The following is a 20,067-nucleotide window of genomic DNA, read 5'->3' as shown; positions in this document are numbered from 1 at the left end:
GCGCTACAGCCGAATAGGAAACGCCGATAATTCAAAGGGAATCCCCGGAGAATATCCCGGAATCATGCGTGCCCTATAATCCGCACTCCGGCCGCGCCGCGGTGCGCGGGCGCGGTTTCCGGCCCGCCAGGTGCCGCCGCGCCGCACCGGCGCCGCCCGCCTGCCCCGGCGGGGCGGGCGCTGCTGGACAATGGGGGCATGGTCATCAGCGGACGGGGATCGCACGAGATCGCCGACAGCGTCGAGGAGGAGATCGCCGGCGGAGCCCTGGAGCCGGGTGCCGTCCTGCCGCCCATCCGCGACCTCGCCGGCGACCTCGGGGTGAACCCGAACACCGTTGCCGCCGCCTACCGCGCCCTGCGCGAGCGGGGCCTGGTGGAGACGGGCGGCCGGCGGGGCACCCGGGTGCGCACACGCCCGGCCGCCGCACCGCGGGAGGCGGGTCCGGAGGCGGTCCCGGCCGGCGCGCGCGACGCCGCGACCGGGAATCCGGACCCGCGGCTGCTGCCGGACCTGCCGGCCGCTCTGGCCGCCGTCGCGCAGCGGCGCCGGGGCCGGGCACCGGCCCAGTACGGCGATCCGCCGGTGCTCGCCGCCGCCGAAGACGCGTCCCGGACCCTGTTCGCCGCGGACGGGGTGCCGGCGGAGGCGCTCACCCTCACCGCCGGCGCGCTCGACGGCATCGACCGGGTGCTCCGCTCGGCGCTGCGCCCCGGCGACACGGTGGCGCTGGAGGACCCGGGCTGGCCCAGCGAGTACGCGCTGCTCGCTGCGATCGGGCTGCGTCCGGTCGCGATGCGCGTCGACGAAGAGGGGCCGCTGCCCGACGAACTCGCGGCCGCCCTGCGGGCGGGAGCCCGCGCGGCGGTCCTGACCAGCCGCGCGCAGAACCCGACGGGCGCGGCCGTGACGGAGCGGCGCGCCGCAGCCCTGCGGTCCGTGCTCGCCGGCCACCCGCACGTCCTCACGGTGGAGGACGACCACGGATTCGGCCTGGTCGGCGCCGCGTTCCACGGGGTCTTCGGCGCAACCGACCGGTGGGCGGTGGTGCGCTCGGCCGCGAAGGGCTACGGACCGGACCTGCGGCTCGCTCTGCTGGCCGGCGACCTGGTCACCGTGGACCGGGTCCGCGGCCTGCTGCAGACCGGCCAGGGCTGGGTGAGCACCGTGCTGCAGGAGTGCTTCGTGGAGCTGGTGGAGCGGTCCGAGAGGGACTGCGGTGCCGATCGCGCCGCCCGCTCCTACACCGAGCGGCGGGACGCCCTCATCGCGCGGCTCGCCGAGCACGGCCTGCCGGCGACCGGAAGGACGGGGCTCAACGTCTGGGTGCCGGTGCCCGACGAGGCGGCGGCGACGGCGGGCCTGCTCGCCCGCAAGTGGGCCGTCACCCCGGGCCACCCGTTCCGGGTGGCGGCACCGCCCGCACTCCGCATCACCGTGTCGGCGCTCGACCTCGCCGACATGGCTGCGCTGGCCGACGACCTCGCCGCCGCCGTCCGCGCAGGCGGGCCGGCCGTCTAGGGCGTGCTGGGTGGGCACCTGCCCTGCTGCGCGGAACCCTGGCACGGAACAGCCCCCCGGCAGCGCTTCATGCGGGCCGCCAAGGCCGGTCCAGGCGTGCACCGCGGGGCGGCTCCGCATCTTCGGGCAACGGCTCTGCAGCCGGTCCGCTCGCCCTCGCGTCCGAACATGCCAGCACCGTCGCCGCTGCGTGGACTGCGGCCCTGCGGCCGGTGGGGAGCCGACTGGCCCGCCCCGGCCGGCCGTGCTCCGCCACCGGGCAGCACATCGCCGATGCGGTTTCGGCTCCGCCACCCCGGCTCTCCGGCGACGGCAGGAGGGGGCCGGGGACCGCCGTCAGGCTCCGAGGAGCGATCCAGTCCGGCGAGGCATCGGCGGCGCTGCACGCAACCGCCGTGGCCGCCGTCCCGGTGCAGAACCGCTCCGTGGCCTGGGGCCCGGCCGGGGCGCCGTGCCGCGCCGGCGCGGCCGGCCGCGGAAAACCCGTCGCGGGGAACAGCCGCGCGGCCTACCGTCGCCGACATGAACCTCGCTACGCACCCCGGACCGGGCACCGGTGATCCGCGCGCCATCGCGGCCGCGCACGTCCGCGCCACCACCGCCGCCTGCGCCGCGGCACTGCGCCCGGCCACCGGCGCCGACTGGTCCGCGGCTGCCTCCGGCCTCGACTGGAGCTGCTCGGACACTGCCGCGCACATTGTCGACGACATGTACGGCTACGCCACTCAGATCGCGGGCAACCGCACCGGGCGCTCCTACATCGCCTTCGAGCTGACTCCCCAGGGGGCCCCGGAGCCAGTGGAGATGATCGAGGCCATCGAGGCCTCGGGGGCGCTGCTGGCGGCTGCGGTGGCCACCGCTGCTCCGGAGTACCGCGCCGGACACGTCTTCGGCGAGTCGGGGCCGGTCGGGTTCGCGGCGATGGGCGTCACCGAGCTCGCCGTGCACACCCGCGACATCGCGGTGGCACTGGACACCGCGTTCACGCCGCCGGAGGACGCCGTCGCGCACACCCTGGGCCGGCTGTTCCCCAACGCGCCGGAGGACACCGCTCCGTGGGACGCGCTGCTGTGGTGCACCGGGCGCACGGCGCTGCCGGGCCGGCCGCGCCTGGCGGAGTGGCGGTGGTTCGGCGAGGGGCCGTGACGGCGCGCGGCACCTCTCCGCGAAGCGCGGAGGCCGGTCCTCCGCTCCCCGCTCCAGCCGCCTGACCTGCGCGGACCCCCGGGTACGGCCGCACTGCTGTGTAACCGGGCAGCCACTCGTGGTTATCGCCTGTGACCTGCGGGTATGGGCCTGATGACCGTGTTCGGCGCCGTATCTGGGGGTATCCGGCATGTGCGCATACGAGAACGGCCGGAACATCAACGTCTCCCGCCTGTGGTCGGGCGGCCTCGCCACGGCGATCGTCGCGGCCCTGGTGATCTTCGTGGGCGCCCTCATCGTGCGCGGCATCTTCGGCATCCCGGTGCTCGCCCCGGAGGAGGCCGGCTACTTCGGCGGTGCCGGCACCGCCGCCTACGCGGCGATGGCCGCACTCGCCGCCCTGATCGCCACCGGCCTGCTGCACCTGCTGATGATGAGCGCTCCGCGGCCGATGACCTTCTTCGGCTGGATCGTGGGGCTGGCCACGGTGGTGGCCGCGGTGTCGCCGCTCACCCAGTCGGGCTCGCTGGCGAGCCAGATCGCGACGGGCCTGATCAACGCGGTCGCGGGCATCGCGATCGTGTCCCTGCTGAGCAGCGTCGGCGCCAGCGCCTACCGGAACCGCATGCACCGCAGGCTCCGCGGCGAAGGCACGCTGCCGGGCGCCTACGACGAGGACACCGACGACGCCGCGTTCCGCAGCGGCTACGGCGACGCGATCGCCGACCAGCCGCGCCGGCGCTACGACGGCCGGCACCGCGCCTACGAACCGGGCGCGGCCGGCATGCCCCCGGACCGCGACTGAGGCGGTGCGCGGCCGCACGGGTGCGAGGCGCTGCACCGCGGCCGCCGCCGCAGCCGGACCTTCCGACACGCAGGGCAGGAAGAGCAGGCAGGGCAGACACACGGAGCAGGACGGCCGGGGCGCTGCGCACCGGGTGCCGCCGTGCGCTTCTGTCCGGACGGCCCACCGCCCGCTCGCCCTCCGAGCGGCCCGCGCCCGCACACTCTCCCCTCCCGACCTGGCTCCGCCCGTCTCCGGGCCCGCAGCGGCGGTCCGGTCAGTCCGCGCGTTCAGGGGCGCCGGGGGTCCGGGACAGACCCGCGGCGCGGCCCTTTGCGGCGACCACCAGCGCCATCTTCCGGGACGCCTCGTCGAGCATCTCGTCACCGAGCATGACGGCCCCGCGGCCCTGCACTCCGGTGGCGTGCTCGTAGGCGTCGAGGATGCGCTCGGCGCGGTCGTAGGACTCCTGGTCGGGCGCGTACACGCCGTTGGCGGCCTCGACCTGGGACGGGTGCAGCACCCACTTGCCGTCGTAGCCGAGCGCCGCGGTGTGCCGCGCCGAGGCCAGGAACCCGTCGACGTCGCGGACCTGCGGGAAGGGGCCGTCGATGGCCTGCAGCCCGTTGGCGCGCGCCGCGGTGAGGATGCGCATGAGGACGTAGTGGTAGGCGTCGGCCGCATAGCCGGGCGGCTGCGCGCCGACGGTGAGCGTGCGGATGTTCATCGACGCTATGTAGTCCGCGGGCCCGTACACCAGCGTCTCCAGCCGCGGCGAGGCGGCGGCGATCGCGTCCACCGCAGCGAGCCCGCGGGCCTCCTCGATCTGCGCTTCGATGCCGATCCGGCCCGGCTCCAGCCCGCAGGCCCGCTCGATCTGGGTGAGCAGCAGGTCGAGCCAGCGCACGTGGTCGGGGCCGGTCACCTTGGGCAGCACCAGGCAGTCGAGGTCCGCACCGGCGCCCTCCACCACGGTGACGACGTCCCGGTAGGTCCACGGCGTGTTCAGGTCGTTGACCCGGACGGTGCGTACCCGGCCGTCCCAGCCGCCCTCGGTGAGCGCCGCGACGGCCGCGCCACGGGCCCGCTCCTTCGCCGAGGGCGCTACGGCGTCCTCGAGGTCCAGGAAGAACGCGTCGGCCTGCAGGCCGCGCGCCTTCTCGATGAACCGCGGGGTCGATGCCGGAACCGCGAGCACCGACCGCCGGGGCCGCAGGGGAGCCGCTGCCATGTGTCCACTCCTGTGAGGTCGCGTCCTGCAGTCCCGCCCTGCAGGGCGGGACCGGGTTGCCGTCGCCGAGGCTGCAGTGCCGTACTGCTGCGCTGATGAGCCGGGGGCGGTGCCGGCGCCGCCCTATGCTCGCAAACCCGGTTGTGCATATGCCCGAAGGGCCCATGCCCGGCGCGTGCTCCGCCGACTACAAAGGAAGAGTAGAAAGGTGCATAGGGGTGCAATCTTCGCGCGGTACCGCAGCGGGTGCCGCGCGGGCGCCGCGCACCATCGCGAGCAGGGGGGACGCAGGACCGATGGACCAGAAGCAGGGCGAAGGGCTCGGATCCGGCACGCAGGAGGGCGGCCCGGTGGCCGTGCCGACCAGCACGCACTGGGGGGCGTTCGACGTCCTGGTGGACGGCGGCCGGGTCGTCGGAGTGCGCCCCGACCCCCGCGACCCGGCCCCCGCACCGCTGATGCACAACGCCCCCGGGGCCCAGCACCACAGCACCCGGGTCGCCCGGCCGTCGGTCCGCCGCCGCTGGCTGGAGCGCGGCGCCGGGCCGGACCCGCAGCGCGGCGAGCCCGGTGACGTCTACGTCGAGGTGGACTGGAACACCGCCCTGGGCCTGCTCGCCACGGAGCTCCACCGCGTGTACACCGAGCACGGGCCGCAGGCCGTCTTCGGCGGCTCCTACGGCTGGGCCAGCGCCGGGCGCTTCCACCACTCGCAGAGCCAGCTGCACCGCTTCCTCAACACGCTCGGCGGGTACACGCGCAGCCGCAACACCTACAGCCACGCCGTAGTGGAGGTGCTCTTCCCGCACCTGATCGGCGCCCCCGCGGCGCACGAGCTGATGGAGCGCGCTCCCAGCTGGTCCGCGATCGCCGAGCACACCGACCTGCTGGTCACCTTCGGCGGGCTGCGCGTCTCCAACACCTGGACGATCTCGGGCGGCCGCGCCGAGTCGACGGCCGAGCCGGGCATGCGGGAGGCGGCAGCGGCGGGGCTGCGCACCGTCTCGGTGAGCCCGCTGCGCGACGACACGCTGGCGGAGATGGGCGCCGAGTGGCTGCCCGCGGCGCCGGGCACCGACACCGCGGTCCTGCTCGCACTGGTGTACGTGCTCTTCGACGAGGGCCTCGCCGACCGCGCGTTCCTCGACCGGTACACGGTGGGCGCGGACGTCGTCCGCCGCTCGGTGACCGGCGAGATCGACGGCGTGGCGAAGACGCCCGAATGGGCGGCCGAAGTCTCCGGGCTCCCCGCACCGGAGCTGCGCGCCCTGGCCCGGTCGATGGCGGCCGGCCGCACACTGATCAACGTGGGCTGGTCGGTGCAGCGCGCCCGCTACGGCGAGCAGCCCATGTGGGCCGGGCTCGCGCTGGCGGCTTGCCTGGGCCAGATCGGCCTGCCCGGCGCCGGCTTCGCCACCGGCTACGGATCCACCGGCCGCTACGGCGGCGGCGCCACACCGGGAGGGCTGCCGCGCTTCCCCCAGGGCGCCAATCCGATCGACTCCTTCATCCCGGTCAACGACACCGCGGAGATGCTGCTCTCCCCCGGCGCGCCGTTCACCTACAACGGCGAGGAGGGCAGCTATCCCGACATCAGGCTGGTGGCCTGGTCGGGCGGCAACCCGTTCCACCACCACCAGGACCTCGGCCGGCTCACCGAGGCGTTCACCCGGCCCGACACGGTGCTCGTCGTGGAGACGCACTGGACCGCCACCGCCCGGCACGCCGACATCGTCCTGCCCTCGACCACGGCGCTGGAGCGCGAGGACATGGCGGCGAGCCAGGGCGACCAGCGGCTGCGGTCGATGCCGGCGGCCGTCCCCCCGCACGGCGACGCCTGGAACGAGTACGACATCTACTGCCGCACCGCCGAGCGCCTGGGGGCCGGGGAGGCGTTCTCCGAGGGGCGCTCCGCCGAGGAGTGGCAGCGGCACATGTACGAGGAGTGGCGCCTGCGGCAGCACACCGCCTACGGCGCGGAGCTGCCGGACTTCGACGGCTTCCGCGCCGCCGGCTCGGTGGACCTGCCCGGCCGGGTGCACGACGACGCGCTCTTCGCGCACTTCCGGGAGGACCCGGTGGGCCGCGCGCTGGCCACGCCGAGCGGCCGGATCGAGCTGTACTCGGCGACGATCGCCGGGTTCGGGCAGGCGGACTGCCCGGGCTACCCGGTGTGGCTGCCCGGCGAGGAGCGGCTGGGGTCGCGCCGGTCCCGGCGCTGGCCGCTGCTGCTGGTCACCAACCAGCCCAAGGCGCGGCTGCACAGCCAGCAGGACATGGGCGCGCACAGCAGGGCGGAGAAGATCGGCGGGCGGGCCCCGATCCGGCTGCACCCCGACGACGCGGCCGAGCGCGGCATCTCCGACGGCGACCTGGTCCGGGTGTCCAACGACCGCGGCAGCATCATCGCCGGCGCGGTCGTCTCCGACGCCCTGCTCCCGCACATCGCGCAGCTGTCAACCGGCGCCTGGTTCGATCCGTCGGCGCCGGGGTTCACCTGCGTGCACGGGAACCCGAATGCGCTGACCTCGACCGCCGGCACGTCGTCGCTCGCCCAGGGCTGCACCGGCCAGCACGTCCTGGTCGAGGTGGCCCGGCTCGCCGGCGACGCCCCGCCGGTGCGCGCCTTCGATCCGCCGCTGCTGATCACCCTGGAGCAGCAGGACTCCGAAGGCTGGGCCTGAACCGGGCCGGATCAGGCGTGCACCGCGCACGGCGTTCGCCGCCGGCCCCGGCGGGCGGCGGTCTGTCCGGAGGTGAACCTGTTCACCCTGAACATCCGCTTCCGCGCCGGACGAAGGTAGGTTAGCCTCTACTAAGTTCACTGCCGGTGCACTGCTGCGCCGGCTGCGCCCGCTGTGCGGGCTCCCCTGATCCGGAAGGAACGAGCCGTGTCGGTGCGATCGCGTTGGCGGGGCCGAGGGTGAGCACGGGAACGCGCGAAGCGGACCTGCTCGGCGCCGGAGCCGCTCCGGTGGGCCGCGACGAGGCCGCGGCCGAGCTCGACCGCCGCACCAGCAGCCAGGCGCGCACCCGCATCCTGCGCTGGACCGGGCTGGCCGCGCTCCTCGGCGTGCTGGTGCTGTGCATCGGCCTCAGCATCGCCGTCGGCGCCAAGCCCATCCCGCTGGGCACCGTGTGGGACGCGCTGTGGAACAACAACGGCTCCTACGACCACTCGGTCATCCACGAACTGCGGCTGCCGCGCGCCGTGCTCGGCGTCTTCGTCGGTGCGGCGCTGGGCCTGGCCGGAGCGCTCATGCAGGGCCTCACCCGGAACCCGCTGGCCGAGCCCGGCATCCTCGGCGTCAACTCCGGCGCCGCAGCGGCCGTGGTCGTCGCGATCTTCGTCTTCGGGATCTCCAGCCCGACCTCCTACGTGTGGTTCGCCTTCATCGGCGCCGGGCTGGCATCGGTCGCGGTCTACGCGCTCGGCTCGCGCGGCCGCAGCCAGGCGACCCCGGTGCGACTGGCACTCGCCGGAACCGCCATCGCCGCGGTGCTGCAGGGCCTGGTCTACATGGTCATCGTGATCGACGACTTCGTCTTCGACCGCATCCGGTTCTGGCAGGTCGGCTCGCTGGCAGGGCGCGACCTGGAGCTGTTCGCGCGGATCTGGCCGTTCCTCGTCGCGGGCATCGTCATCGCGCTGCTGCTGGCGCCGTCGCTGAACGCGGTGGCGCTCGGCGACGATCTGGCCGCCGCGCTCGGGGCGCGCCTCAACCGCACCCGCGCCCTGGCCGCGGTCGCCATCGTGCTGCTGTGCGGCGCGGCCACCGCCACCGCCGGGCCGATCTGGTTCGTCGGCCTCATCGTGCCGCACGTCGCCCGGGCGCTGACCGGGCCGGACCAGCGGTGGCTGCTGCCCTATGCGGCGGTGCTGGCCGCGGTCCTGCTCACCGCCGCCGACACGGCCGGCCGCGTCGTGCTGCCGCACGGTGAACTGGAAGTCGGCATCATCACCGCGCTGATCGGCGCTCCCGTGTTCATCGCCCTGGTGCGGCGGAAGAGGATGGCCCAGCTGTGACCGCGACCGAGACCCCGGCGCCCGCCTCCGCGGACGCATCCGAGGACCGCCGCCGCACCGGCCGGTCCGCGCCCCGGACCCGGGTGGTGCGGCTGGCCGGCGGCCGGGTGTCGATGCGGATGCGCCCGTGGTCGGCGATGGCCATCGGCGCCGTCATCGCCGCCGCCACCGCGGTCTTCTTCGCGCAACTGGCCATGGGCGACTACGCCATTGCGCTGCCGGACGTACTCGCCGCCCTCGCCGGCACGGGTGAGCGCCTCGACCTGTTCTTCGTGCGCGACGTGCGGCTGCCGCGCGCCTGGGCGGCGGTGCTGGTCGGCGCGGCGCTGGGGATCGCCGGCGCGGTCTTCCAGAGCCTGTCCCGCAACCCGCTGGGCAGCCCGGACATCATCGGCTTCACCGGCGGCGCGGCGACCGGTGCGGTGCTGACCATCCTGGTGTTCGGCGGCACCACGCTGCAGGTGTCGCTGGGCGCCGTCGCGGGCGGCGTCGCCACCGCGGCGCTCGTCTACCTGCTCGCGCTGAAGAACGGCGTGCAGGGGTACCGCCTGATCCTGGTCGGTATCGGCATCAACGCGATGCTGCTGTCGGCGCGCGACTACCTGATGACCCGCGCCGAGCTGGAGGAGGCGAAGACGGCGCAGGTGTGGATGATCGGCAGCCTCAACGCCCGCACCTGGGGCGAAGTGATCGCGCTGATCGCCTGCATGGCCGTGCTGGTACCGGTGATCCTGGCACTCGCGCCGCGGCTCCGGCTGATGGAGATGGGTGACGCGACGGCGGGCTCGCTCGGCGTTCCGGTGCAGGCCACGCAGGCGTGGGCGCTGATCGCCGCGAGCGCGCTGACCGGCGCCGCGATCGCCGTGGCCGGGCCGATCTCGTTCGTCGCGCTGGCGGCGCCGCAGCTGGCCCGGCGCCTGCTGCGCACCCAGGGCACCACGCTGCTCGGTGCGGCCGCCATGGGGGCGCTGCTGCTCATCGCGGCGGACTTCGCCGCCCAGCGGATGCTGGCGCCGGTGCAGCTCCCGGTCGGCGCGCTGACCGCGGTGATCGGCGGCGGCTACCTGGTCTGGCTGCTCTACCGTGAATGGCGGACCGGACGTGCCTGACGCTCCGCAGTCCCATCCCGACCCCGCCCTAGGGCATGCTTGGTGGACAACTGTCCTGCTGCGCGTCGCCCTGGCACGCCCCTCGCTGCGTTCTCCTCTTCTCGACAGGAAAACCCGCCCTGACTCCTTCGTCGGCCTTGCGATGAACGCACCAGGACACCGCTCGCGACGAACGCCACCCACCAAACACGCCCTAGACGGCGGCGCCCACCCTGGAGAGGCAGCGATGCACGAGCAGTCCCGGCTGTGGGGAGAGAACCTGACGCTGGCCTATGACCAGAGCGTCATCTCCCGGAACCTCGGGATCAGCATCCCGGACAACTCGTTCACGGTGATCGTCGGCCCGAACGCCTGCGGCAAGTCGACGCTGCTGCGCGCGCTGTCCCGGATGCTCAAGCCGTCCGAGGGGTCAGTGCACCTCGACGGGCGGATGATCTCCTCCTACCCGGCCAAGGAGGTCGCCCGCCGGCTCGGCCTGCTGCCGCAGTCGTCGGTGGCTCCGGACGGCATCACGGTGGCCGACCTGGTCGCCCGCGGCCGCTACCCGCACCAGAAGCTGCTCCGGCAGTGGTCGCGCGCCGACGAGGCGGTCCTGGCCGAGGCGATGGAGGCCACCGGGGTGACCGACCTCGCCGAGCGCATGGTGGACGAGCTCTCCGGCGGCCAGCGGCAGCGCGTCTGGCTGGCGATGGTGCTGGCCCAGCAGACGCCGCTGCTGCTCCTCGACGAGCCCACCACCTATCTCGACATCGCCCACCAGATCGACGTGCTGGACCTCTGCGCCGAGCTGCATTCCGAGCGCGACTACACGCTGGTGGCGGTCCTGCACGACCTCAACCACGCCTGCCGGTACGCCACCCACCTCATCGTGATGAAGGACGGCGGCGTCGTCGCCGAGGGCCGCCCGGCCGACGTCGTCACCGAACCGCTGATCGAAGACGTCTTCGGCCTCCCCGTCCGCGTCGTGCCGGACCCGGAGACGCAGACCCCGATGATCGTCCCCGTCGACCGCCGCTCCGCCCGCCGCACCGCCCTCCCCGAGGACGAGGCCCGCTCGGCCTGACCGGGGCTCCACGCCGCACCCGCGCACCCGCCCCGCATCGGTGGCCGGCAGATCCGCGCCTCCCCGGCACTGCCCCGCCGGCGCGACCGCAGCCCTGAGTGCGCCGCCGAGAACCTGCGCGCCCGGGCGTCCGTCCGGTCCGCGTCGACAGCGCCGCCGGCGCCCGGCCCGCGACGCGGAGTCAGCCGTCTCCCGGCAGGGCACCAGGGGCGATAGGCGGGGTAGGGCGCGCAGCGGGAATCCGCGCGCCCGGTGCGCCGATCCGGGGCACCGTGCGCTACTGGCCGGGTGCCGCTGCACCGTGCTCCTGCAGCGGGCCCGGAAGCGGGGCCTGGTGGACGACATGCAGGCGGGAGACGGCGCGGGTGAGCACCACGTAGAGGCGGTGCAGGCCGCGGGGCTCGGCAGCGGCGATGGCGGCCGGTTCGGCCACCACGACCGTGTCGAACTCCAGGCCCTTGGCCAGTGACGCCGGGACGCACACGAGGCGGTGGGATTCCAGGGCCGCGGGATCGTCGGCGAGCAGGCCCGGCTCGGCCGCGCCGGCGTCCCGCGCGGCCGCAGCCGCGGCGGGGAGCAGCGCGGGAAGGTCGCCGTCGGCCGCGATGAGGGCCACCGACCCCTCGCCCGACAGCGCCTCCCTGCAGGCTGCGGCGACGGCGCCGGCCAGCGCGCTATCGGCTTCTCCTGCTGCGGCGGGGGCTGCGCGGTCGATGCGGAGCGCGCCCGGGGCGCGGCGCACGGCGACCGGGGCGGCCAGGCCGGGGGCGATGCCGGGGAGCAGGCGGGCCGCGAAGTCGATGATCTGGGCCGGCACCCGGTAGCCCCGGTCGAGCACGCTGAGGCGGGCGTCCTCCTTGCCCAGGTGGTGCAGGAGGGTCGGCCAGTCGGCGGCCGCCGCCGGCGCGGTGCCCTGCGCGATGTCGCCGAGGATCGTCAGCGAGCCGCTGCGCACCCGCCGGCCCAGGGCGCGCAGCTGCATCGGCGCGAGGTCCTGCGCCTCGTCCAGCACCACGTGGCCCAGGCCGGACGGCCGCGCGATCAGGCAGGCGGCCTCGTCGATCAGCGCCAGATCGGCCGGCGTCCAGCGGGCGCTGCGCGGACCGCGGGGGCGCCCGGGCATCCGGACCGCCGCCTGCTCTGCCGGGTCGAGCAGGCCGCCGGCGGCGCGCGCCAACCGGTCCGGGTCGGTGAGCAGTCCGAGCACCAGCCGCACCGGGTCGGCCTTCGGCCACATCGCGGTGACGGCGGAGCGGACCTCCCTGGTGCGCCGCACCTGGTCGTGCGTGCGGTCGTCGCACGCCTCCCCCGCGGCTTCCATCCGGCTCAGCACCACGTGCGCGATCCGGTGCTCCAGTAGAGAGCGGCCCGACCCGTAGGCGATGCCGCGCTCGCGCAGCTCCGCCGCGAGCTCGGCCAGCTCCTCGGGGTGGACGCGCCAGCGGCGGGAGCCGCGCTGCACCACGACGGCCTCCTCGGGGGCGCGCGGCAGCGACCACAGGTCGCGCCGGATCACCTCGGCCATCCGGGCGTCGCCCTTGATGCGCTCCGCCTCCGGGCTGGCCGCCGGGCCCGTGTCGACCAGGCCGATCAGGTCCGGCAGCGTGGTCTGGCCGACGTCGACCTCGCCGAGCGCGGGCAGCACATTGCTGATGTAGGAGAGAAAGGACCGGTTCGGCCCGACGATCGCGACGCCCGAGCGGGCGAGGCGCTTGCGCTCGGTATAGAGCAGGTAGGCGACGCGGTGCAGGCCGACCGCGGTCTTACCGGTGCCGGGCGCACCCTGCACGCAGAGCGTCGACTCCAGCGGGGCGCGCACCAGCGAGTCCTGCTCGGGCTGGATGGTGGCGACGATGTCGCGCATCGGGCCGGTCCGCGGCCGCTCGATCTCGGCGGCGAGCAGCCCGCCCGCGCCGGCGTCCGGTCCGGCCCCGGCTGCGAGGCCGGCAGCACCGCCGACGAGGTCCTCGTCCTCGAACGCGGTGAGGACCCCGCCCGCGCCGAAGCCGTAGCGGCGGCGCGCCGCCACCGCCATCGGGTCCTCGGGGGTGGCCCGGTAGAAGGCCGCGGACAGCGGCGCACGCCAGTCCAGCACCAGCGCGCGGCCGTCCTGGTCGTGCACGTGGCGGCGGCCGATGTGCACGCGGTCGGCGCGCGGCTCGGCGCCGGATACGGGAGCGCCGCCGCCCGCGCCGGGGCCGGGGTCCGCGTCGCCGTAGACGGTGCCGGGGGCGAAATCGAGGCGGCCGAAGAACAGCGGGGCGTCCGGCAGGTCGGCGAGGGCCTCGGCGCGCATCTCCCGCGCCTGGCGCAGCACCTGCGTCGAGACCCAGTCGCCGAACACTTCGGGCGTCTCGGTGGCGAGGACGTCCTCGCGCATCGCGCGCAGCGCCTCCCGCGCCGCGGCGAGGCGGGCGCGCTCCGCCCGCAGTTCCGGGGATGCGGTGCTGTCCGGCGGAGCAGCGGGCACGGCAGGAGAGGATTCGGTCACGGGACACCTCTGGATCGGTCCGGGCGGCGGAGCGTGGGTCCCGCCCCGGGACTGCCCCGGTTCGTTCCGATCCTCAGCGCGTCGGTGGAGATCCGCCGCAGCAAAAGAAAGACTTTACGCCGGAACGTGCTGCGCGACAAGAGCGGAATGCGCACCGCGGGGCAGGATGCAGGGACCGGATTCGGTCAGCGAACCGCCGCGGCATCCCCGGTTTCCAGGGCGCAGAGTGACCTGGATAACAATGGAAGAACGACGCCCTCCGCATCCAGGTTTCCGCGCCGCGGAGGGGTATCGGTCGGATATTTCCGGCTTTCGAACGGAGGCGACGGTGACACCCACGACCATCTTCGCGGGCGAGTTTTTCGGAACAGCGCTGCTGGTCCTCTTCGGCGGCGGCGTCTGCGCCGCGCTCAATCTCAACAAGTCCAAGGCCAAGGGGGCCGGCTGGGTCGCCATTGCCTTCGGCTGGGGCTTCGGCGTCATGGTGGGCGCGTATTTCGCCCTGCCGCTGTCCGGCGGACACCTCAACCCGGCCGTGACGGTCGGCCTGGCGGCGTCCACCGGCGACTGGGCCACGGCCCCGATCTACATCGTCGCCCAGATGCTGGGGGCGATGACCGGCGCGGTCGTCGTCTGGCTCACCTACATACTGCAGTTCCGCGAGTCGGACGGGCCCTTCCTCAGCATCTTCTCCACGGAGCCGGAGGTCCGGAACCCGGTCTACAACACGGTGACGGAGTTCGTCGGCACGTTCGCGCTGCTGTTCCTGGTGGTCGCCACCGGGCAGAACGACCAGCTCGCGCTCTCCGGCGTGGGCGTCCTGATCGTCGCGTTCACCGTGGTCGGCATCGGCCTCAGCCTCGGCGGGCCCACCGGGTACGCCATCAACCCGGCCCGCGACCTCGGCCCGCGCATCATCCACCAGCTGCTCCCGATCCGCGGCAAGGGCACGTCGGACTGGAGCTACGCCTGGGTGCCGGTCGTCGGCCCGCTGCTCGGCGGACTCGCCGGCGGCTCCCTCGGAGCAGCAGTGCACGGCATGGTCTGACCGCGGTGCGGTCGGCGACCGCAGCCCTGCGCCCCGGCCCCGCACGCGCTGCGTGCGGGGCCGGGGCGCGTCTGGGCCGAGGTGCGTGCGGGGCATCCTCCGCGCCGTACTACAGTCTGTAGTGCACGGATGTGTCCGGATCCGCCGCGGCTGCGCGGCCGGCCGGGCGGACAGCGATGAACGGGGAGCGGGACTTGGTCGCCTGGTTGACCACCGTGATCGAGGCGGCGTCGCTGGCGATGGCCGTCTGGTGCCTGATCCAGGCGTTCCGCGGCCGCGCCATGATGGTGCCGCACCTCATCGGCATGGGCGTGCTGTGGCTGCTCACCCTCGCCCAGGGGGCCGTCTCCATCACCCAGCTCATCGGCGGCGCGCGCCCCGAGGAGCTCCCCACCTTCATCGGCTACCTCGCCACCGTGGTGCTGCTGCCGCCGGCCTGCGCCACCTGGGGCTTCATGGAGCGCAGCAGGTGGGGGCCGGCGGTGATGGCCTTCGCGTGCTTCATCCTCCCCGTACTCATGGTGCGGCTCGAGCAGGTCTGGAGCGGACCGCATGTCTGACCGCACCGCCGGCGGCTCCGCATCCGGCGGCGCCGGGCGCGGGTCGGCGCTGGACCGGCTGGCCGGCCGCAGCGCGGGCGCCCCGGGCGGCGCCGGCCACTCGAGCCGGAGCGGGCCCGGCCGCGTCCTGGTGGCGGTCTACGCCGTGTTCGCCCTCGCCGCGACAGCGCGGGCCACCGTCCAGATCGTCGGCCGGTTCGACGAGGCGCCGCTGGCCTACCTGCTCTCCCTGGCTGCCGGAATCGTCTACATCGTCGCCACCGTGGGCATCGCGCGCTCCGACCGCACCTCGCACCGGGTCGCCTTCGCCTCCTGCGCGGTGGAGCTGGCCGGCGTGCTCATCGTGGGCACGCTCAGCGTGGCCGACCCCGCGGCGTTCCCGGACGACACGGTCTGGTCGTTCTACGGCAGCGGCTACCTCTTCATCCCGCTGGTGCTGCCCGTGCTGGGGCTGCTCTGGCTGCGCCGGGTCCGGCAGCTCGACGGGGAGCGCGCCGCCGAAGCAGCAGGCGGTTCGGCCGACCTCTGACGCGCCCGCCCCCGCGGGGTTCTAGGGTTTTCGGCATGACCGAGCAGACCGACCTCGCCCTCCCGCCCGTCGCCGCAGTCGGCGACCTGGAGCGGAGGCTGGCCGAACATCCCCTGGACACCGCAGTCGTCGACGTGCGCTGGTACCTCGACGGCCGGTCCGGCCGCGACGCCTACCGGGCCGGGCACATCCCCGGAGCCGTCTGGGCCGACATCGACACCGACCTGGCCGCGCCCGCAACCGCGGACGGCGGGCGGCACCCGCTGCCCGACCCCGAGGCATTCGCGGCTGCGCTGGGCCGGCTGGGCATCGGCGACGACACCGCCGTGATCGCCTACGACGACGCAGGCGGCTCCACTGCGGCCCGCCTGGTGTGGCTGCTGCGCGTCCTCGGCTCACCGGCGGCCGTCCTCGACGGCGGGCTGGCCGCCTGGACCGGCGCGCTGGAGACCGGGGACGCGGCCGCGCCGCTGCGGGCCCGCACCCCGCAGCCCTGGCCCGCGGAGCGGTTCACCGACACCGCCCGGCTGCGCGCCGAATCGGACGCGCGCAGCGCGGGCGGTGCGGGTGCACCGCTGCTGCTGGACGCGCGCGCCGATGGCCGCTTCACCGGCGCGGAGCCCGCCCCGGTCGACCCGCGGCCCGGCCATGTTCCGGGCGCCTCCGGCGCGCCCTGGCAGGGCAACCTGGACGCCGACGGGCGCTTCCTGGCACCCGCCGCACTGCGCGAGCGGTTCGCGGCCCTGGGCGCCGACACCGCCGGCACGGTCGCGGCCTACTGCGGCTCCGGGGTGACGGCCTGCCACGACCTGCTCGCCCTGGAACGCGCGGGCTACACCGGCGCCCGGCTCTACCCCGGCTCGTGGAGCGCGTGGGGCGCCGACCCGGAGCTGCCCGCCGAAACGGGCGACGGGCGGGGCCGGGCCGTCTGACGGGGCGGCTGCGTCCGCCGCGGGCCCGCTCGTCCAGCCGGGCGGATGTGCTGCAGGTCTGCACCGCGTGGCCTCGGGACCGTGGGTCGGTGAGCGGCCACGCGGTGGTCTATGCGGCAGGGTGCCGCGTTCACCATTGTTCGTCACCTTCGTTCCGCAATGAGCGCGGCGCGCCGAAGGCCCCTCGAAACCACGCCTATCCGGCGTCTCACCGGAATCTAACCCTGTCGTCGCATAATCGATGGAGGAAGGTACAGAGACCGGAGGGACACGATGAGCGCGACGGACGGTAGCGACCGCAGCGGGCGCGCCGGGGAGCACCCCGAGCCGACCGCGCCCGAGGGGGCGCCGCACGCCGAAGGGGCGGTCCCGGCGGAGTCCGCTGGGGCGGCGCCCGGCGGCGCCGGCCTCTCCGGGCCAGACGTTTCCGAGGCCGAGTCCGGGCCGCCGCAGCCGGCCGGGGCAGCGGCGTCCGCCGATGACGGGCACGCCGGGGAGCAGGCGGCCGGCCCGGCGCCTGAAGCAGAGGCGTCCGGGGACAGCGCGCCTGCCCCCAGCGGCCCCGAGGGAACCGGCCCCGCACCCTCCGCCGCGGAGCCCGCCCCGGAGACGGGCGCGGCAGCGGCGGGCCCGGCCCATCCGGGCACCGGTGCGGGTTTCCCGGCCGAGGAGCAGCAGCCTGGCGCGGGTGCCGCGGGGGCGCACCCGCAGGGCGGGCCCGGTGGTCCGGGCGCTCCCCCGCCGTGGGGAGCCACTGTTCCGGGCGGCGGCTCGGGGGCGCCGCAGCCGGGCGCCGCAGCCAGCACGGGAGTCTTCGCCGCCCCGGGCCCGCCCGGTACGGGCACTCCCCAGCACGAGCAGGCGTGGAGCGGTCCGCCGTCCGGAGCGCACGCGCACCCCGGCCACACTCCGCCTCCAGGCCACCCGGGCGGCGGCTACAGCCCCGGCCCCTTCGGCCCCGGACCCGCGCAGTTCGAGCAGGGCGGGTTCGGCCCGGCCGGCCCGCCGCCGCCCTGGGGCCCGCCCGGCGCAGCACCGCCGGGAGACGGCGGGGGCCCGAAGCGCTCCCGCTCCGGCACGATCGCGATCGCGGCCGTCACCGCCCTGGTGACCAGCCTCATCGTCGGCCCGGCCGCGGCGGTCGCGACCAGCGCCCTGGCCGGCGGGTCGTCCCCGATCAGCTCCCTCGCCGACGGCGGGCAGGCGGAGTCGGTCTCCACCGGCAGCGTCAGCAAGGTCGCCGAGAAGGTGCTGCCGAGCGTGGTGTCCATCGACTCCGGCGGAGCCGGCGGCAGCGGGGTGGTGATCAGCTCGAACGGGCAGATCCTCACCAACGCCCACGTCGTCGCGGGGGCCGAGGGCGACACGGTCGCCGTCCAGTTCAACGACGGGACCGAGGCCGAGGCGAAGATCCTCGGCACGGATCCGGTGTCCGACCTGGCGGTGATCGAGGCCAGCGGGGTCAGCGACCTGACGCCGGCCACCCTCGGCAACTCCGACAAGGTCGAGGTGGGCGCGGACGTCGTCGCCATCGGCTCGCCGCTGGGCCTGTCCGGCACCGTCACCTCGGGCGTGGTCAGCGCAGTCGACCGTCCGGTCAACACCGGCAACGCCGAGGGCGAGCAGCAGCCGCAGGACCCGTTCGGCGGTCAGGGCGGCGGCGGTGGCGGTGGCGGCGGCGGTCAGCAGGGCGAGCCGCAGACCCAGACGTCGACGGTGATCAGCGCGATCCAGACCGACGCCCCGATCAACCCGGGCAACTCGGGCGGCCCGCTGATCAACATGAACGGCGAGGTCATCGGCGTGAACACCGCGATCGCGGGCACCAGCTCCGGCCAGGGCGAGGCGGGCTCCATCGGGCTCGGCTTCGCCATCCCGGCCAACCAGGCCAAGCCGATCGCGGAGCAGCTCATCGAGTCGGGCACGTCGTCGTATGCGGCGATCGACGCGACGGTGTCCGGCGTTGAGGGCAGCACCGGGGTGCGCATCGTCGAAGCCGGCAAGGACGGCGCCGCGGCCGAGGCCGGGCTGAAGGACGACGACGTCATCACCACCCTCGAGGGCGCCAAGGTCGAAGGCCCGGACGACCTCATCGCAAAGATCCGCTCGCACCGCCCCGGCGACACGGTCGCCATCGGCTACGAGCGCGACGGCAAGGAGCAGGAAAGCGAGGTCACCCTCTCCGAGCAGTCCCTCGACAGCATCGGCGACTAGGGCGTATCGGGTGGGCACCCGTCCTGCTGCGCGCCACCCGCCCACCGCGGCCCCGACCAGTCGGCCCGCGGGCACCACCCGGAGGCCGGGCCCGTACGGGTCCGGCCTCCGCTGTGCGCTGTTCGCGGGCCGGGGCGGCTGGGGCCGGGCCCGGCCCGTGCTCTCCCCTCTCCTGGCGCGGATCGACCGGCAGTCGACCATGCGCGGGACCGGTCCAGCAGGGCGCGCCTGCCCCGCTCATCCGGCATCGTGCGGTGGATCGCGGGCCACAGGCCCTCTCGGTCCAGGCCGGAGACCAGCGGTGCGCGGTGGCACGGGTGGTTCCGGACAGGCCATCGGCCTTCCGCGGGGCACCCTGATGCCCGGACGGGCAGCACCGCAGCCGGCACGGCTCCGCAAAACGTCCGGTGTTCCACCGCGCCCTAGCGCGCTGCGAGGGCCGCTCCGTCGCGGCGGGCCTGCTCTCGGAACTGCCGCGGGGAGGAGCCGACGACTCGGCGGAACGCGGTACTGAAGGCGCTTTCGGACTCATACCCGGTCGCCGCGGCAAGCTCGGATATGGACGACGAGCCGCGGAGCAGGGCGTCGCGGGCCAGGCTCATCCGCCACTCGATCAAGTACTCCAGCGGCGGCCGGCCCACCCGCTGCTTGAAGGAGGCGGCGAATGCGGAACGGGACATGTTGGCCAGCCGGGCAAGTTCGGCGAGCGACCAACGCCGTGACACATCGGCGTGCATGGCGCGCATCGCCACGCCGATGCGGTCGTCGGTGAGCGCTCCCAGCCAGCCGACGGGACGCTCCGTCCGGTTCGCGTGCGCGCGCAGCATGTGCACGAACAGAATCTGAGCCAGATGGTCGAGGACCAGCGAGCTGCCGGGGCGGTTGGCCGCGAACTCGCTCACGAGCAGTTGGCTCAGATATCCGAGCAGTTCGCCCTGCGGGTCGGTCGCGCGGACGTGGACCAGGCGGGGAAGGGCGTCGACCACAACGGACGCGTCGGCATCGTCGAAGGCGAAGTGGGCCCGGCACACGTACGTCTCGGCTCCGCCGTCGTCCGCCACGGTCACCACCTGTGCTCCGGCCAGGTCGAGCGAGGCCGCGGCTCGCGGTTCGGCCCCCAGCCCGCTGGCCAGCGCGTAGGACGGGGGGTCGCCCAGCAGGTAGAAGTCTCCCTGGCGCAGCAGCACCGGCTCGCGGCCCTCGATGGCCAGCCAGCACTGGCCGATCGCGACCACGCCGATCTGGACGTGCGGGAACGGCTCGAAGCGCACCGCCCACGGACCCGTGCCCCTGAGGCCGCCATGGTGGAAGCTGCGCGGACGCAGGAGGCCGGCCGCATCCGCAATCGGGTCACCGGCGGCGGCACCGACCCGCCTGGACGGTCCGTAAAGATTCACGGACTAAACATTATG

15 protein-coding genes are annotated in these 20,067 nt (G+C 74.8%); 12 read left to right on the top strand and 3 right to left on the bottom strand.

Going from position 1 to position 20,067, the window contains the following annotated elements:
- The first annotated feature begins 198 nt into the window (after positions 1 to 198).
- The 3 genes from ACYVGT_RS12785 (at position 199) to ACYVGT_RS12775 (ending at position 3,472) form a co-directional block, all read left to right on the top strand.
- Entirely contained in the window at positions 199 to 1,521 is a 1,323-nt protein-coding gene (locus ACYVGT_RS12785; protein WP_460857539.1) for an aminotransferase class I/II-fold pyridoxal phosphate-dependent enzyme, read from the top strand.
- 522 nt (positions 1,522 to 2,043) lie between these two features.
- Positions 2,044 to 2,667 (top strand): maleylpyruvate isomerase N-terminal domain-containing protein, encoded by a 624-nt coding sequence (locus ACYVGT_RS12780; protein WP_460857537.1) that lies wholly within the window; start codon positions 2,044 to 2,046, stop codon positions 2,665 to 2,667.
- A 190-nt stretch (positions 2,668 to 2,857) separates the two neighbouring features.
- Positions 2,858 to 3,472, top strand: coding sequence for a DUF6069 family protein (locus ACYVGT_RS12775; protein WP_460857535.1), 615 nt, complete (start codon positions 2,858 to 2,860; stop codon positions 3,470 to 3,472).
- 256 nt (positions 3,473 to 3,728) lie between these two features.
- Here the strand turns inward: ACYVGT_RS12775 and ACYVGT_RS12770 are convergent, their stop codons facing one another.
- Positions 3,729 to 4,682 (bottom strand): HpcH/HpaI aldolase/citrate lyase family protein, encoded by a 954-nt coding sequence (locus ACYVGT_RS12770; RefSeq protein WP_460857533.1) that lies wholly within the window; start codon positions 4,680 to 4,682, stop codon positions 3,729 to 3,731.
- A gap of 296 nt (positions 4,683 to 4,978) precedes the next feature.
- Here ACYVGT_RS12770 and ACYVGT_RS12765 point away from each other — a divergent pair, with 296 nt between their 5' ends.
- From ACYVGT_RS12765 to ACYVGT_RS12750, 4 genes are all read left to right on the top strand, one after another.
- Positions 4,979 to 7,366, top strand: coding sequence for a molybdopterin-dependent oxidoreductase (locus tag ACYVGT_RS12765; protein WP_460857531.1), 2,388 nt, complete (start codon positions 4,979 to 4,981; stop codon positions 7,364 to 7,366).
- A gap of 290 nt (positions 7,367 to 7,656) precedes the next feature.
- Positions 7,657 to 8,709: a FecCD family ABC transporter permease gene (locus tag ACYVGT_RS12760; protein WP_460857658.1), complete on the top strand. Its 1,053-nt coding sequence runs from the start codon at positions 7,657 to 7,659 to the stop codon at positions 8,707 to 8,709.
- Positions 8,706 to 9,818, top strand: a complete 1,113-nt coding sequence (locus ACYVGT_RS12755) for a FecCD family ABC transporter permease (protein ID WP_460857529.1) — start codon at positions 8,706 to 8,708, stop codon at positions 9,816 to 9,818. The genes ACYVGT_RS12760 and ACYVGT_RS12755 overlap by 4 nt, the downstream gene beginning before the upstream one ends.
- A 226-nt stretch (positions 9,819 to 10,044) precedes the next feature.
- Positions 10,045 to 10,881, top strand: coding sequence for an ABC transporter ATP-binding protein (locus tag ACYVGT_RS12750; RefSeq protein WP_460857526.1), 837 nt, complete (start codon positions 10,045 to 10,047; stop codon positions 10,879 to 10,881).
- A 277-nt stretch (positions 10,882 to 11,158) separates the two neighbouring features.
- Here the strand turns inward: ACYVGT_RS12750 and ACYVGT_RS12745 are convergent, their stop codons facing one another.
- On the bottom strand, positions 11,159 to 13,372 hold the full coding sequence (locus ACYVGT_RS12745; protein WP_460857523.1) for a HelD family protein: 2,214 nt from the start codon (positions 13,370 to 13,372) through the stop codon (positions 11,159 to 11,161).
- A 328-nt stretch (positions 13,373 to 13,700) separates the two neighbouring features.
- Between ACYVGT_RS12745 and ACYVGT_RS12740 the strand changes: the two genes are divergently transcribed.
- From ACYVGT_RS12740 to ACYVGT_RS12720, 5 genes are all read left to right on the top strand, one after another.
- Entirely contained in the window at positions 13,701 to 14,420 is a 720-nt protein-coding gene (locus tag ACYVGT_RS12740; protein ID WP_460857521.1) for an MIP/aquaporin family protein, read from the top strand.
- Between the two features lie 194 nt (positions 14,421 to 14,614).
- Complete coding sequence (locus ACYVGT_RS12735) at positions 14,615 to 14,980, top strand: hypothetical protein (protein WP_460857518.1); 366 nt, start codon at positions 14,615 to 14,617, stop codon at positions 14,978 to 14,980.
- On the top strand, positions 14,973 to 15,509 hold the full coding sequence (locus ACYVGT_RS12730; RefSeq protein WP_460857516.1) for a hypothetical protein: 537 nt from the start codon (positions 14,973 to 14,975) through the stop codon (positions 15,507 to 15,509). The genes ACYVGT_RS12735 and ACYVGT_RS12730 overlap by 8 nt, the downstream gene beginning before the upstream one ends.
- Before the next feature lie 35 nt (positions 15,510 to 15,544).
- Positions 15,545 to 16,441 (top strand): sulfurtransferase, encoded by an 897-nt coding sequence (locus tag ACYVGT_RS12725; protein WP_460857514.1) that lies wholly within the window; start codon positions 15,545 to 15,547, stop codon positions 16,439 to 16,441.
- A 273-nt stretch (positions 16,442 to 16,714) separates the two neighbouring features.
- The gene (locus ACYVGT_RS12720) at positions 16,715 to 18,655 is read left to right on the top strand and encodes a S1C family serine protease (RefSeq protein ID WP_460857509.1); all 1,941 of its coding nucleotides are present in this window, start codon (positions 16,715 to 16,717) and stop codon (positions 18,653 to 18,655) included.
- A 422-nt stretch (positions 18,656 to 19,077) separates the two neighbouring features.
- Here ACYVGT_RS12720 and ACYVGT_RS12715 read toward each other — a convergent pair whose 3' ends face one another.
- On the bottom strand, positions 19,078 to 20,052 hold the full coding sequence (locus tag ACYVGT_RS12715; protein WP_460857506.1) for an AraC family transcriptional regulator: 975 nt from the start codon (positions 20,050 to 20,052) through the stop codon (positions 19,078 to 19,080).
- Between the last annotated feature and the right edge of the window lie 15 nt (positions 20,053 to 20,067).

The sequence above is a fragment of the Nocardiopsis coralliicola genome, assembly GCF_054779695.1.
Note: the sequence above shows the minus strand (reverse complement) of the source record. Positions and strands in the feature narration are given on the sequence as shown.

Coding starts and splice junctions, on each gene's coding strand:
- ACYVGT_RS12785 (WP_460857539.1), top strand. CDS start 199: ATGGTCATCAGCGGACGGGGATCGCACGAGATCGCCGACAGCGTCGAG.
- ACYVGT_RS12780 (WP_460857537.1), top strand. CDS start 2,044: ATGAACCTCGCTACGCACCCCGGACCGGGCACCGGTGATCCGCGCGCC.
- ACYVGT_RS12775 (WP_460857535.1), top strand. CDS start 2,858: ATGTGCGCATACGAGAACGGCCGGAACATCAACGTCTCCCGCCTGTGG.
- ACYVGT_RS12770 (WP_460857533.1), bottom strand. CDS start 4,682: ATGGCAGCGGCTCCCCTGCGGCCCCGGCGGTCGGTGCTCGCGGTTCCG.
- ACYVGT_RS12765 (WP_460857531.1), top strand. CDS start 4,979: ATGGACCAGAAGCAGGGCGAAGGGCTCGGATCCGGCACGCAGGAGGGC.
- ACYVGT_RS12750 (WP_460857526.1), top strand. CDS start 10,045: ATGCACGAGCAGTCCCGGCTGTGGGGAGAGAACCTGACGCTGGCCTAT.
- ACYVGT_RS12730 (WP_460857516.1), top strand. CDS start 14,973: ATGTCTGACCGCACCGCCGGCGGCTCCGCATCCGGCGGCGCCGGGCGC.
- ACYVGT_RS12725 (WP_460857514.1), top strand. CDS start 15,545: ATGACCGAGCAGACCGACCTCGCCCTCCCGCCCGTCGCCGCAGTCGGC.
- ACYVGT_RS12720 (WP_460857509.1), top strand. CDS start 16,715: ATGAGCGCGACGGACGGTAGCGACCGCAGCGGGCGCGCCGGGGAGCAC.